This window comes from Pseudoalteromonas sp. MMG010 (assembly GCF_018100905.1).
Taxonomy (GTDB): Bacteria; Pseudomonadota; Gammaproteobacteria; order Enterobacterales; family Alteromonadaceae; genus Pseudoalteromonas.
On sequence record NZ_JAGJEG010000006.1, the window covers coordinates 55,768 to 71,281 of the forward strand.

Genomic DNA, 15,514 nt, shown 5'->3' on the forward strand with positions numbered 1-15,514 from the left:
CAAGGCGCACTTAGTATCATTGTTTGTATAAAATCCATACAACCTTGCTTTTGTTAGTATTAATTTAGAGCATTCATGACAGCACTGCATTTTAACAACACCTTAAAGCACACGCCATTAAACGATAAAACGTTACTCACCCCGCGCAGTATCGTGTTTTTTAATGCACACCATATAGCCCTAGCCGATTACGAGTTAAATAAAGTACTCAGCCCGTTTGAATTAAATACTATTGAACGGCGCAAAAGCCCATCAGCAAAGCAAGAATATTTAGCTAGCCGCTTATTATTAAAGTTTTTAGTAAAGCACGCGCTGCCCGAATACAAACAACTTAAATTAAACGCAATAAGCTCTGAATTTGATGACACAAGCGCTAAATTACAACTACATATAAATAATGAACGCATCATAAATAGCTGTATTTCGCACTCACATGCCATGGTCGGTGCGGCATTAAATTTACAACAAAGTGAATTTGGCTTTGATATCGAAAAGATAAGTACTAAACGCCCTTTTGAAAAACTGGCAAAGCACTTTTATCATCTAGACGAAATAAATATGATTTGCGATGCTAAAAATGAAGCAATAAAAGCAGATAGATTTTTTCGGATATGGACCTTAAAAGAAGCATTAGCAAAAGCAACCAGCCGCCCGGTGGCTAAATTACTCAGCCCAAACGTATTTACTGAGCTCGCATTAGCCAAACTAAACGCTAAAAGTATGCAATTTAATGGGTTTGATATAAGTGCTGTGCATAAAAAAAACACCGACTGGCGGTGTTTTTCAATGTCTCAAAGGCAATTAACCTTCGAGTAAATGGCTGTGTATCGCTTTTACAACATTGTCTGATTCGTCTTGTTCAACTAAAAAGCACAAATTGTGTTTACTCGCACCATGACAAATTAAACGAATATTAAATGCTTTTAATACATCCATTAAATTCACTTCTTGTTGGCGTAATTGAATCTCAGAACCGATCAGTGCCACCAGCGTTAGGTTACTTTCTACCGAAACATGACAAAACTCAGCTAACTGTTCTAAACACGCTTGATCAAGTTCTGGACGAGATGCATTTGGGGCGTTATCAAGTGTAATTGCAACACTAATTTCAGATGTTGTGACTAAATCAACCGAAATATTAAAGTTGCTTAATATAGAAAATACGCGCGCTAAAAAGCCGCTTGCTAATAGCATTTCGGGGCTTTTTAAGGTTAATAATATTTGGTTTTTACGTTGCGTTACTGCACGTATTCCTGAGTGCTGCGATTTTTCACGCTCAATCCACGTACCACCACGCTCTGGCTCACGGCTTGAACCAACAAACACATTTATATGACTACGGCTTGCCGGTAAAATGGTAGCTGGGTGCAATACTTTCGCCCCAAAAGTTGCCATTTCTGCGGCTTCGTCAAAGCTTAAACGTGCTATCGGAGTGGCTTTGGCACATAAACGCGGATCGGTACTAAAAATCCCCACTACATCAGTCCAAATATGCACACTTTTAGCATTAATCGCTTCGGCTAACAGTGCTGCACTGTAATCAGAGCCACCGCGCCCTAGTGTGGTTGTTTGACCAAATTCATCACTGCCAATAAAACCTTGAGTCACAATCACTTGTTCTTCTAATAATGGAATTAAATGCGCTTTTGCAGCATCGGCAGTAGATGCAACATCGGGGGTGGCTTTTGAAAACTGGCTGTCGGTTTTTAATACACGACGTACATCAAATCTATCGGCGTTTAAGCCTTTTAAGCGCAGTACCTGTGCAAATAAGTACGACGACAAACGCTCACCAAAGCTCAGTAACTCGTCTTGGTGTTTTGCAGTATTTGTTATTTCACGGGCATGTTGTTGAAACGCTTTTAAGGTTTCGTTAAAGCCAATGGCTAAATCGGCATCTAGCGACAATTCATCAACAATCGCTTGTTGAATGGCTAAAACACCTTGAATATGGTGTTCGCGCTGTGGCTCAGTAATATCACTTTGGCATAAGGCCACTAAATGATTTGTTACTCCAGCACTGGCACTTACAGCAACAACACGTACGTTTTTATCCGCGACAATGATTTCGCTACAACGACTCATTGCCTCAAAATTAGCCACACTGGTGCCGCCAAATTTTGCCACTATATAGTCAGATTTTTGTGCTAACGTACTGTTTGATGCTACTTCGGTAGTCATTTAGTCTCCTTCGTCGGTTAATTTAAACCGAAATAATTCAAGAAGAACTTGGCAAGGAATGCTTGATAAGAAAATTCACTGCCAGAAGCTCTCCACCTAATTGGTGACAGTTTTGAGGATTCAGCCCCATAAACCGAAAAACAAATGCGACGTACTTTTGCTTTTCTCGGCGAGTACTTCCCTCTTTAATGATCATAGGCCTTCGTCACCTAACATTAAATACCTAAGTATCGCACCTCTTCTGAATGTTGTATTAACCATCGGTTAATAAAACATAATCGCATAATAATGCGAATTGAAACTTAACGTTTAGCCGTCTAGCTGTCAAGGTGTTTAGCAAAATAAACCGTATGTTTAGTCAAACATAACGTTGGTTGTTTACTTTAACAGCGTTTAGTTACACACACCTGTACGAAGCAAAAAAAACTGTGTAAATTATCACAGTTAAACACTGACTTTTTATAAAGGCTCTCGTTAACTTTTATTAACCTTACTAGGATGTAGTAACGCCTTATGATCCCAGCAAAAAAGCTATTAAATACACTCACCGAACACTGGGGGGTATTAGCACTGTTGTTTAAGCAATTTAATATGGCTGATTTTAGCTTAAAAGAATTGCAAAATGCGATAAAACAAAAGCAGCCGACATGGAATAACGAACGTATTTATAAAGAAACAAATAGGCTATTAAATCAAGATATTATCATTCCACTGGCAAAATCATCGCAATTAGAAATTAACCGAGCCATTGCCGAATTTGCAAGCTTTTTACTGCAAGAAGAACATTTAGGTCTAGCCCAAGAAATTAGCGTTTTAGTTCAAGATTTAGCACGCTTAGGCGATAGATTAAATAACGCGGGAGAGATGCAAGATTACGACGATTTACGTCGCTTTAGTCGTATTATGGATGATCGGGTTCGTAAAATAATTAAGCTGTTTAAGCATAACGAAAATGCCATTTTAAATATTGTTGAGCAAGCTAAGTCAGATCACGCGATTCAATCACTACAAAAGCGCTATCAAAGTGTAATAGAAGCCTTTGATGAGTACATTGAACCCATGCTTGAAATGGTTGATATACGTGGTGACTTTCACCATTGCTTTATTACAATCGAAGCACAAATTAGTCAGCAAATAGCCGATATCGAGCAATCGGGTAAAGCCTATAATGACAAGCGTATGTTAGAGCAATTGCGTACTCGTATTTTAGAAATGCATTTAATGGGCCGCGAAAGCCTACGTAAAAGTGCCGATATGCTCATGCCACTGCGCGAAGAGCTACGCCGTAATAACCAAATTACCCGCCAGGCAGCAAAAGTGCTTGGTATGATCAGAAAAAATGGCGTTGATAGTATTTTATCGCCCGTACAGCCGCATTTTATCAGCGACGCTCAGCGTTATTCAATTGGTCAACAACGCCATATTGTTGCGTATATGGCAAGCTTAGTCGAATTTGAACACAGCGAATACAAACTGCCAGAGCAACAAGATGTGCCTGCGTATGTTAGCCCTAATATTCCCGATTACACCAATGTAAAAACGCGTTTTAAAGCACGTTTAGCTAAACAAGGTAAAAAACAACAACCTTTGCTGCAGTTTTTAGATGAAAGTTACCCTGATCTTGAAGCCGATGAAATGTTATTTTTATACCAAAAGCTTATTAGCGACAATGAATTACCAATGAGCCAAAGCGATAATAAAAGCCAAATAAAAATTGCTGATACCAGAGTCTCTTTATATCCGTTTAGCTCACAATCAAACTAATACTAAGTACACACCTTATGACACAAATAAACTTAAATGAGTTAGCTCAGCTTCAAGACATTAATAAAAAATTGGTGGCCGGATATCATATTTGCGAACAAGATATGACCTTATGGCAAGAGCTTGATCAACACCTTGATGCTTATTCAGCCTTATTCACTGCTTTAGGCCATCAGTTAAATAAAGACAGCCGCGGTTTTTATTATTTTAATAGCAACGAAAGCACACCTAACATGGGAAAAATTTCGCGCGCAATTGCGCTGACTATTTACATTTTAATTGAGCACTTTGCCAACACAGGTAAAGATCCTATGCGTGCTATCTTTGATGAAGTTAACGATTTAGAGCTTATGCAAACCATTGTGCAGCTTAATAAGCATTTATTTGACCAGCTCGAAATTTTTTCGGGTTCTGATTTACGCAAAGATGTGTATTTAAGAATGGTCCGTTTAGGTCTTGCCCGCGAAGTAGCCACTGGCTTTATGTTACAAGCCCCTATTTACCGATACATTGATGCACTAATGGAAGTGAACGAAGAAACCTACATGGCAGAGGACGCATAATGCAAAATTTATATGGTTTGAGCAAACTCGCTCTATTAAATACCGCAGGCTATGCAAAGTGTGTGATCCCACTTGATAAAAGCAGCTCTATTTGCGCTCCAAACAATACCGGTAAAAGCTCGGTAATTAATGCGTTACAATTTCCATTAATCAACGACTTACGCTTAACCGAATGGGACGGCCACGACTTAGATGAGACCCGAAAGTTTTATTTTTCATCTGACCAATCCTATATTTTACTTGAAGCCAACCTACCCCATGGCAACGTGGTTATTGGAGTTGCTGGTTTAGGTAAAATAGCCGGTTATGCTCATCAATATTTTTGTTACCAAGGGAGTTTAGACTTAGCGCAATACACCCAAGGTAACACCATTATAAAGTTCACTAAGCTATTTTCTCACCTTAAAGAGCAAGGCTTTAATCCTATAGAGCTTAAAGCACAAGAACTCAACGCGTTACTCACCGGGGGAGCAACCCCGTTTGATAACGATATTAACTTAAAAATGATCCCGCTTAATAACGTACAAGATTCGGCTATTTATAAAGAAATATTCCGCCGTATTCTTAATTTACATAAATTAGGTGCCAGCGATGTAAAGCGTTTTATGCTTCGTGTTTTTGAACGCCACATGTCAAACTCAAAGGTCGATTTTTATGAAGTCTGGCGTCGCTCATTTGATAAAGTAAACCGTGCTAAAAAAGAGTTACATGCGCTCGAATCAATGCAAGATCCAATCACCGCACTCGAATCTATGCTCGAGAACCAAACCGTATTAAAAGGAAAGTTAGCCGCTTATGCGCCTAAAATAGATAACGCGTTAGCCGAGTTTGACAGTTACCAAGAAGCTCAGCTGAGCGATTTAGCGTTGGCATTAGAAGATATAGAACAAGAAAAACACGAGTTTGAACAAAAGCAAAACTTATATGTACAGCAATCGCGTGATATAGAGCGCCGACAAACGCAAATCGAACAATGGTTTTTAGATTTTAACGCCCTAAAAAATGAATTTGAACTGGTTGATCACAACACCTTAAAAACAAACTTAACTCAGTTAAAACAAGAATACGAAGCCTTATCGCATTCAATCAGTAGTGCGCAGGGGCAAAGCTTACATACCCTTGATTACCGTATTAGCGAAACACAAAAGCAAATTAAAAGCTTAAAGCTACAACTGAAAAATTTAGAGTTTAATTTATTTACTCGTATGCGCGAAGATTTATCGCTTAAAGAAGTTGAAGAAATTTCGCGCTTATTTAATCCCGATTTAATGTCATTTTCAACCACCAGCAGTGGTGATATCACAATCGATGACGACGCAGCTTTTGGCGACTTTTTAGCCCTATTAAGCGACCACGTTAAAAGTGGGGTATTGAGCTTACCGGGTGCGAGTATTAAATTAAAAAAACTATCACCAGTACAAATGCAAAGTGGTGAAAATAAAGAACAACTTAATGCACAACTCAAAGCACTTGAGCACTCATTAAAAGAGTTTAAACAACAACGCGATGTGGCCGCTAATGTCGCTCAAAAACAACAAGAAAAAGACAGCCTTTACGATGAGCTGATGAGCTTAGAAAGTGCATTAAAACGCCAAGAGCAATACGCGATTATGTTGCAATCGGTAGATGCACAACACCTGCTTAACGAGCAGCTACTGGCCGAGCGAGATCAAGTTGATGAATACTTACAAGATATTCAAAAAAATAGCGGCTCTATTGCCGATAGACGCTCGTTAATTAAAGCTAAACAAGCTCAAATACACCGTCAAAGTGAACGGTTACGCCAAGTGAAGTCTGAGCGAATAGACCATACATTAGACTTGTACTCAGGTAAAGTTACCCCTTATATGATTGATATTACGATCGATTTTGACAACTTAAGTGATTTAATTCATCACTTTAATAAAGACTGTCAAGAATTGAGGAATTTCGATATTAATGTCCGTAATACATATTTACATATTTATAATGGCGGCATTACTAAATTTGATAACGAAAACGACGAGTTTACTAAATATCAAAAACTAATTAGTGCATTTCATAATATTGATAATGAACGTGATGCCGTAGAGCGCCAAGGACGTGTTGCGTTAACCGAAGTGGCCGCCACTATAAAAGGCCTACGTGAAGATTTAGATCGCTTACGCCGCGAAATGAATAGCTTTAATAAAGGTATTAGTCAGCATCGTATATCTAATTTACAAGCATTTAAAATTAATGTTATGCCACGAAAAATGCTGATAGACAGCATTGATACGATTATTAATACCTCGCACCAGTTTGAACAAGGCGATACGCTCGATTTACTCAGCCAAGAACCATATAGCGAAAGCGCGGTAAATGAAGCAAAAGATCACCTTATTAAACTTGCCAGCGAAAAAGCAGGACTGACCTTAAGTGATTTATTTGATATTCGTTTTGAGGTAGTAAACCGCGCTGGCGAAACAGAACATTTTGAAAAAATTGACTCAGCCGGTTCAAACGGCACCCGTATTACGATAAAACTATTGTGTGGAATGTTGTTTATTCGCTATTTATTAAGTTCACAAGAGCAAAACTTATATCGTATTCCTATTTATATCGATGAGGCCGCCGATATTGACCCACAAAACCAAAAAGCGATTATTGAAACCGCTTTAAGCTTTGGCTTTGTACCTATTTTTGCCTCGGTTAAACCACAAATTAGTTGTGACTACATTGTTCCTATTCGAGCAGTGAAACAAGGAAGTCAAAATTGGGTCGATGAAAAAGATTGGATAGAAGTTGAGCATTAAAATTAAAATATCAGGTCTTATTCACAAAGCCATTGATTAAATGAAACTCTGCCCTGTTTAGTAATTAACTGTACTGGGTTTAGTTAAATATGTTAGTTTAAATAAACTCTTTCTTTTGGAGCAAACATAATGAAAAATATACTAATTGTTGCCTTACTCATGCTATTAACTGCATGTTCACAAACTGCAGACTGGGATTACGATAAGTCGGTCAAGTTTAGCAACTACAAAACCTTCGCATGGATAGAAGATGCAAGCCTTACAAAAAGTTCGTCTAATTACCAAATAAATGAATTAATGGAAAAGCGTGTTCGTAACGCAATATACACGCAATTAACCGAGCAACACAATATGACGATGGTTGATGCAACTCAAGCCGATGTGCTTATTAATTACCATGCCTCAGTTGATAAAGAGCTTGATATAGATACGATTAATACCGGCTACCATGCCCGTTGGAATTATTGGGGTTTTGGTTATCAAAAAGAAACTTCTGCACGTGAATACGAAGTCGGCACGTTAGTGATAGATGTGGTTGATCGTGTTTCAAATCAACTGATTTGGCGTGGTGCTAAAGAAGGTCGCTTAAAGAAAAAACAAAAACCAGAGCAACGTGAAGCCTCGGTTAATAAAACTGTAGAAGCTATCTTAAGTAACTTCCCTCCAAAAGATGATCACTAAATAATAAGTGTATTTTAAAAGCTCACCGTGTGTGAGCTTTTTTGTTTAGTCTAAAAATAAATATCACAATAATGATGACATTAAATGTGTTGATATCAATTGCACCCTCATACTATTAAACCCTAATAACAAAAACAGCTTATTTTAACCCCATATCAAACGCATTATTATCATTGCTTAGCTGTATTTATGTCGTAAGTAGAGCTTAATCTTTTTTATATTTATGCAGCAATATAGTGGGGATATGACAGTAATCATCGGGGTAATGTGTTAAACGGTCTTGGTGTTCTAAATCACTTTTTACATAATTAGTTAAAGGTTTAATTTCAACCACGACACGCTCACTATCATCTCGGCGCTTTATATACTCCTTAGCCGCTAACAAATGTGATGATTGCTCGCTGTAAATACCCGTACGATACTTTAATCCCACATCATCGCCTTGCTTATTAATACTATATGGGTTAATAATTTCAAAAAAATAACCGAGTAATTGTGCAAGTTCAACATGTTCGGGGTTAAAGCATACTTTTACACATTCTGCATACCCATCATACTCACATTGTGTGGTTGTTTGGGTGCCGTTAGCCCGCCCCGCTTGTGTACTAATTACACCGGGTAAATGTTTCATATATTCTTGAACGCCCCATAAACACCCTCCCGCAAAATAAACTGTTTGGTGCGTTAATGCTGTGTCGATAGTTTGCTTTGTTTTCATATAACCCATTCTATGTGTTTATAATTATTAACTTTAAGGTAACGGCTATTTTTAACCTGCACCCCTTTTTAATTCATGTACAATATGCAAAAAAATTGCCTTAGCCCAGTTTAACACGACTAAAAAGCCTGCTTAAATACTCTTTAAGTAGTGGCATTTAAAATCATAACTCACATTCAATGGATCACTGACATGAATCGCGCCACACACTTTATATTACCTACTTTATTATGCAGTATATCGAGTATTGCATATAGCGCCGAGCAGCAAAGTAATACCGAAACCCCAATAGAAACAATGACAGTTCACGTGTCTCCAACAGCGAATACCCTACCTGTGGGTACTTTTGATTCGTTAGTATCTAATTTAGAATATGATCCACGTGTTGATTTACAATCACGTAATATGGCCGAAGCACAAGCTGATATTACTATTCGTGGTGGTATTTTTGAAAACACCGGGTTTATCATTGGTAGTGCTACACTCCTCGATCCACAAACAGGACACTACGTAAGCGAAATTCCTATCGCGCCTTCAATGTTAACCGCTCCAAAAATACTGACCGGTGCCGATAACGCCCTTGCGGGTATGAATAGCGCCGTCGGTTCGGTGGCCTTTAATTGGCGACCAATCACTGGCGGTGGCAGTGTTTCGTTGGGGGTTGGCAATAACGATTTTAATTTGCAAAGCATTAACGCCAGTACGGTGTTTAAACCCACTGAATACGATTATCGTTTAGGCGTTGAAGGCGAATACTCTCACTCTCAAAGCGACGGCTCTATTGATAATGGTGACCACGATTTTGAACGTATTGCTGGGCGAATTCAGCTTATTGATGAAAACTCACAAACAGATTTATTTTTTGGTTCACAAAATAAATTTTTTGGCTGGCCTAATTTGTATACCCCCTTTGGTGTTAACGAAACGGAAGATTTAGAAACGCGTTTGATTATGCTTAACTACAAGCAACACTATGCAAATGACAGTTTTTTTGAACTATCGGCTTATAACCGAAAACACGAAGATCACTATGTTTATTCAAGAGAAAACCCAGCTATTTTTGAGGCATTTCATCAAACTAAAGTCAACGCCATTGGCTTATCGGGACAACATAACGTTAACCCACAGTGGGCAATAAACTACTCAACACAGTTTCTTGCGGATTCAATTGAGTCAACGTCACTTGAAAACAACTTTACCTCTCGCGATTACTATAAAATCAGCGTGTTACCTCAATACAGCGTTGATTTAAATGCAGAACAACAGCTTGTATTGCGCTTAGGTGCCAGTTTTGATGATACTAACCGTGATGATTCACAGCTGTCACTAATTGGTGACATTAGTTTTACTAGCCAACATAAAGACGCAGGTGCACACCGTGTCTACCTTTCATATGCGCAAGCAAGTCAGGTCGCGGGTTATACTGCCATTGGTGGCAGTGAAACTGGCGGCTTGTTTAGAAGTAATCACAACTTACAACGCGAAACCTCACAAAACCTAGAGCTGGGTATTGAGCTGGAGCACGCAAGCTGGCAGTTAAATTCGGCATTATTTTATCGTAAAGACGATAATTTAACCGATTGGACCTATAACTTTGATTCAACCTCAGCGCGTTTTGCCAACCCGGTTGATATTAATACCACTGGTGTTGAGTTAGTTGCAGTTAAACACTTTGATAACGCAGAAGTTATTGCTAGCTACACCCATTTACATAAGGCAGAAGATTATGGCGCTGAGGATATTGATGCCAGCTTTTATGCTTTAAATTTCCCCACGCATCGACTCACACTCGGTGTAGTATGGCAACCGATTGGGTTGTTAGAATTTAAAATTGATAACGAATGGCGCTCACAGCAACATAATAATTTACGCAGCGGTGGTGATAATGCGCTTTTTACCCACATTAGTTTAAAAATAACTCCCCCTCAAATAAGCAATGTATTTATTACTCTTGCCGGAGATAATGTATGGGATGAGTCATTTCAAGAAATACCCGGGACACCCGGTCGAGGCGAGCAGTACACATTAAGTGCAACGTATAGCTGGTAGAATGTAACTTAAAGTACACAAGTATTGGCTTTAAGTTAACCGCTCGAGTTCTGTAATGAGTGCGAATGCTTGTTCATTCGTTGTGCCACAAACATCCATTGTGGCACTAAAATCACTGCATACTTTTGGTCGTGTAGCATCACCAAATAATTTACACAAATTATCCTCATTGAGTTGAATACAGCGTTCTCCAGCCTTTTTACCATTGGGCATTCCTGGAATAGGCGAACTAATACTGGGGGCAATACAACATGCGCCGCACCCTAACCTGCATGCCATTTTTTGTGGTTTCATAACACCCTCTTTTATCGAATATTTAACTCTAATTGTAACTCTGAAACAAAGTTGTGTAATGCTTTGTTACATCTTTACACCCTTTGTAAACACATTTCTGCGTAATATTGCGGTGTCACCAAATTTATGAAGGAATGCCTTGTGGCTACTAAAAAACAAATATTACTTCCTATTGCCGTATTACTAGGCGGTATTGGCTTAACGTTTGCTTTATCGCAAATGAAGCAACCGCCAAAAGAAAAACCAGCGCAAGATACTCGCCCGCTTGTAACAGCACAGCCGGTAAACATTGATGCCATTACGCTCGACGTTCAATCATACGGTATTGTAATGCCTAAACAACGTACCGAGCTTATTGCACAAGTAAGTGGGCAAGTTATTTCGGTTTCGCCTGACTTTGAAGAAGGTGAATTTGTAAAGCAAGGCGCTATTTTAGCACGAATTGATGCAAATGATTACGAAGCTGATTTAATCGAAGCTCAAGCGGGTTTAGCCCAAGCGAGTTCAGCACTTGAGATAGAACGCGCACAAGCCCATGTCGCTAAAGCAGAATGGGAACGTATAAAATCAGATTCAAATCATGCAAAAGCATCTGGGCTATATTTACGTAAGCCTCAATTAGCCGAAAAACTCGCGCGCTATCGCTCTGCGCAAGCCAGTGTAAAACGCGCTAATCGTAATTTAGAGCGTACTTATATAAAAGCTCCCTATGATGCCATTATTAACGAGCGTTCAATTAGTTTAGGATCGGTGGTTAATCCAGGTAGTAGCTTTGGCGCACTCAGTGCAACTTCGGTTGCGCAAGTACGTTTACCTGTAGCTGATAACGAACTGCAATATTTAGAACAAGGTGGCATCGGCGCAAATGTGACATTGAGCGCAAATTACGCAGGTAAACAAAGTACATGGAATGCTAAAATAATTCGCAGCGAAGGCGTCATCGATCAAAAAAGCCGCATGAGCTACCTGGTCGCCCAATTTCCTACACCGTATGAACAAATTACAAAGCCATTGCGTTTTGGTTCATATGTTAATGCGTCTATTCAAGGGCGAGCACTCGATAATGCCATTGTTGTTCCTCATCACTTAGTTAAAAATAATCAAATTACAGTACTCAATGACGATTTAACATTAAGCTTTAAAACGCTCAATATTGTACGCAAGCAAAATGGCTTAGTGATTGCCGACCACGGTTTAACCCTCGGTGATAAGTTAATTACCTCAGCGCTTGAATACCCTCAACAAGGGATGGTTGTAAAATTAGAAGGTACCGTCACTAAAAGCGATGCAACCCAATTAGCGCTTAAAGAGGATACGCCATGAGTATCTCAGAAAAAGGCTTAATTGCGTGGTTTGCACGTAACCCTGTTGCTGCAAACTTAATTATGATTTTTATACTTATTGGCGGGCTTTTAACGGCGCTGACAATTCGTAAGCAAGCATTTCCACAATTTGAAAGTAACTGGGTGAGTATTCAAGCCGTTTACCCAGGCGCAGCCCCGCAAGAAGTTGAAGAAGGCATAACCATAAAAGTAGAGGAAAACCTAGAAGGTACTGAGGGTATTAAACGTTTAATTACCTACTCTAACCGGGGTTATGCTCAGGCCTGGGTAGAAATAGAAGAAAAATACGATTTACAAGAAGCCCTAGACGAAATTAAAGCTCAGGTAGATTCAATTAATACCTTTCCAGCGGGTATGGAACGTCCGATCATTCAACGTGAAAAATATCAACAAGAAGTGCTTATTCTCGCACTGTATGGCGATTTGAGCTACTACCAGCTTAAAGAGCTCGGTAACGATTTAAAGGATGAACTACAAGCCTTACCTAATGTTAACTTAGTTGATTTTTACAGTGGCTTAGATTACGAAATAAGCATAGAAGTTAGCCCAGACAAATTACGTGAATATGGGCTTACATTTAGAGATATTTCAAATGCTGTGCAAAGCTTTTCTACCAATATGTCGGCAGGGCAAATTCGCTCTGACACCGGCTATATTTCAATGCGTGTAGAAAAACAGGCTTACCGTGGTGACGAATTTGCACACTTGCCACTGATCACCCTCGCAGATGGCGCACACATTACTTTAGGCGATGTTGCAACCATTAACGATGGTTTTGAAGAAGGCCTACTTTACTCAAAATATAATGGTCAAAATTCACTTTCGTTTGAAATTGGGGCTTCAAAAGATCAAGATATTACCGATATAGCAAAAATTATAAAACGCTTTATGGCAGAAAAAGAGTCGCAGTTACCTGCCGGAGTAAAATTATCACCCATTGTCGATTTTACTTATTACCTTGAAGGTCGACTCGATATGATGTTAGAAAACATGTTATGGGGCGGCATTTTAGTCATGATAGTTTTAGCGCTATTTTTACCATTACGTTTAGCATTTTGGGTCATGATGGGCTTACCAGTTTCATTTTTAGGTGCCTTTTTGTTTATGCCAGTCGGCTTTTTAGACATCACCATTAATATGGTGTCGTTGTTTGCCTTTATTATTGTGCTCGGTATTGTCGTAGACGATGCAATTGTTGTTGGTGAGTCTGCTAGTGCCGAAATAGAAAAGCACGGCCATAGTCTTGATAACGTTATTCGGGGTGTAAAGCGTGTTGCTATGCCTGCCACCTTTGGGGTGTTAACGACTATTGCTGCCTTTTTACCACAAGCGATGGCCTCAGGACCAAACGCCGCATTTTCTAAAGCCATTGGCGTGGTGATCATTTTATGCTTAATTTTTTCATTAATTGAATCAAAGCTTATATTGCCGGCGCATATCGCGGCTATGAACCCGCGTAAACCCAACCCTAAAAACCCATTACATAAGTTACGCAATGTGGTGGATAAGGGTTTAAAAAACGTTGTACAAAACTATTACACGCCATTTATAGGGCGCTGCATACATTATCGCTATACCGTAATTATTAGCTTTTTATGTATTTTAATAGTCAGTGCAGGTATGTTTGCTGGGGGCTTAGTCAAGTTTGTTCCTAACCCGAAAATACCGCATGATTTTCCACAAATCTCACTTGAAATGAACTTAGCCTCTTCTGAGCAAGCAACCCTTGAAACCGCACGTAAAATAGAAACCCTTTTACTTAAAGTAGATAAGCAGCTTGAAGAGCAATACGGCCAAAGCATGATCCGAGATTTATCGGTCAGCCTACGTGGACGTACCGAAGCAAACATAATGGCTATTTTAGTAGAGCCACACTTGCGCCCTATCGACACCTTTGAACTGAGTGCGCTTTGGCGCGAGCAAATGCCACCATTACCCGGTGTTAAAACACTCAATATTGAAGATAATATTTTTAGTGGTGGCCGTGACGATGGCGACGTGAGCTTTAGATTGCAAGGCAAAGATGCCGATGAGCTAAAAGCAGTGGCGGGGAAACTAAAAGCTAAGTTACAAACCATGGAAGGTGTAGGCGATGTAAACGACTCACTGCAAAGTGCCACCGACGAAGTACAACTTGATTTAAAACCATTGGCTTACAGCATGGGGCTGACCCTTGCCGATATTGCATCGCAAGTAAGCTTTAGTTATTACGGATTAGAAGCACAGCGTATTTTACGCGAAGGCGAAGAAATTAAAGTGATGATCCGCTATCCACACAGCGAACGTAACTCAATTAGTAACATTCAAAACGCACGGATTATTTCGCCAAGCGGTGCTGAAGTCCCGTTAAGCGAAGTTGCACAAATCAAACTGGTTGATGGCGTAAACCGTATTCGCCGCGAAAACTCAAACCGTACCGTTAATGTGTGGGCAGCGGTAAATACTGACCAAGTTGAGCCGTTTGCAATTGCACAAGAGATTCGCGATAACTATTTACCTTCTTTACTTAAAAGCTACCCTGGCGTAAAAAGCAATCTGGCTGGGCGTGTTCAAGAAGAGATGGACAGCGCCGATGAGCAATTACGCGACTTTGCTATATCGCTGATGATTATATTTGCCTTATTAGCAATACCGCTTCGCTCTTACTCACAGCCGCTTATTATTATGTCGGTTATTCCATTTGGTGTAGTCGGTGCCATGTTTGGTCACGTCATTTTAGGTATGACCATGAGCGGGCTTTCGATGTTTGGCATTATTGCAGTGGCAGGCATTGTAGTGAACGATTCACTGGTTATGGTTGATTTTGTAAATAAAGCGCGCGCAGAAGGCGTGTCGATTAATCAAGCAGTTATGCAAGCGGGTGCGAAACGTTTTAGAGCGATACTCCTGACCTCTATCACGACATTTATTGGCGTACTTCCTATTATTCTCGAAACCAGTTTACAAGCGAAGATTGTAATTCCAATGGCTGTGTCGCTGGCCTTTGGCGTACTGTTTGCTACGGTAATTACACTGATATTAATACCTTGTCAGTACGTTGCACTTGAAGATACCAAGCGCTTAATTCGAAAAATGCGAGGTAAACCAACATCAGATGACACAACAACGGTATTAACTAACCACTAAATCCCTTTAACCTAAAAGCTC

At 39.6% G+C, this 15,514-nt stretch carries 11 protein-coding genes and 1 riboswitch; of the genes, 8 read left to right on the plus strand and 3 right to left on the minus strand.

From position 1 onward, the window contains the following. Positions 1-75 precede the first annotated feature (75 nt). On the plus strand, positions 76-816 hold the full coding sequence (locus tag J8L70_RS08140; RefSeq protein ID WP_211055047.1) for a 4'-phosphopantetheinyl transferase superfamily protein: 741 nt from the start codon (positions 76-78) through the stop codon (positions 814-816). Here the strand turns inward: J8L70_RS08140 and lysC are convergent. Continuing rightward, on the minus strand, positions 802-2,181 hold the full coding sequence (gene lysC / locus J8L70_RS08145; RefSeq protein WP_211055048.1) for a lysine-sensitive aspartokinase 3: 1,380 nt from the start codon (positions 2,179-2,181) through the stop codon (positions 802-804). The two genes, J8L70_RS08140 and lysC, sit on opposite strands and share 15 nt — an antisense overlap. A 77-nt stretch (positions 2,182-2,258) precedes the next feature. Then, a riboswitch (Lysine riboswitch) is annotated at positions 2,259-2,430 on the minus strand. A gap of 264 nt (positions 2,431-2,694) precedes the next feature. Between lysC and J8L70_RS08150 the strand changes: the two genes are divergently transcribed. From J8L70_RS08150 to J8L70_RS08165, 4 genes are all read left to right on the plus strand, one after another. Next, positions 2,695-3,945 carry a hypothetical protein gene (locus tag J8L70_RS08150; protein ID WP_211055049.1) on the plus strand — a complete coding sequence of 417 codons (1,251 nt, stop codon included), beginning with the start codon at positions 2,695-2,697 and terminating at the stop codon, positions 3,943-3,945. A 17-nt stretch (positions 3,946-3,962) separates the two neighbouring features. Further along, entirely contained in the window at positions 3,963-4,508 is a 546-nt protein-coding gene (locus J8L70_RS08155; RefSeq protein ID WP_211055050.1) for a hypothetical protein, read from the plus strand. Next, positions 4,508-7,282: an ATPase gene (locus J8L70_RS08160; RefSeq protein ID WP_211055051.1), complete on the plus strand. Its 2,775-nt coding sequence runs from the start codon at positions 4,508-4,510 to the stop codon at positions 7,280-7,282. Before J8L70_RS08155 ends, J8L70_RS08160 begins: the two co-directional genes overlap by 1 nt. 129 nt (positions 7,283-7,411) lie before the next feature. Next, positions 7,412-7,963, plus strand: coding sequence for a DUF4136 domain-containing protein (locus tag J8L70_RS08165; RefSeq protein WP_211055052.1), 552 nt, complete (start codon positions 7,412-7,414; stop codon positions 7,961-7,963). Positions 7,964-8,168: 205 nt separating this feature from the next. Here J8L70_RS08165 and J8L70_RS08170 read toward each other — a convergent pair whose 3' ends face one another. Then, complete coding sequence (locus J8L70_RS08170; RefSeq protein ID WP_211055053.1) at positions 8,169-8,681, minus strand: peptide-methionine (S)-S-oxide reductase; 513 nt, start codon at positions 8,679-8,681, stop codon at positions 8,169-8,171. A 192-nt stretch (positions 8,682-8,873) separates the two neighbouring features. On the opposite strand from J8L70_RS08170, the gene J8L70_RS08175 reads away from it, so the two are divergent. Further along, entirely contained in the window at positions 8,874-10,730 is a 1,857-nt protein-coding gene (locus J8L70_RS08175) for a TonB-dependent receptor (RefSeq protein ID WP_211055054.1), read from the plus strand. A gap of 30 nt (positions 10,731-10,760) precedes the next feature. Here J8L70_RS08175 and J8L70_RS08180 read toward each other — a convergent pair whose 3' ends face one another. Beyond that, on the minus strand, positions 10,761-11,024 hold the full coding sequence (locus tag J8L70_RS08180; protein WP_211055055.1) for a YkgJ family cysteine cluster protein: 264 nt from the start codon (positions 11,022-11,024) through the stop codon (positions 10,761-10,763). A 141-nt stretch (positions 11,025-11,165) separates the two neighbouring features. Between J8L70_RS08180 and J8L70_RS08185 the strand changes: the two genes are divergently transcribed. Continuing rightward, a complete protein-coding gene (locus J8L70_RS08185; protein WP_211055056.1) occupies positions 11,166-12,347 on the plus strand; it encodes an efflux RND transporter periplasmic adaptor subunit in 1,182 nt (393 codons plus the stop codon). After that, positions 12,344-15,493, plus strand: coding sequence for an efflux RND transporter permease subunit (locus J8L70_RS08190; RefSeq protein WP_211055057.1), 3,150 nt, complete (start codon positions 12,344-12,346; stop codon positions 15,491-15,493). The genes J8L70_RS08185 and J8L70_RS08190 overlap by 4 nt, the downstream gene beginning before the upstream one ends. Positions 15,494-15,514: the final 21 nt, after the last annotated feature.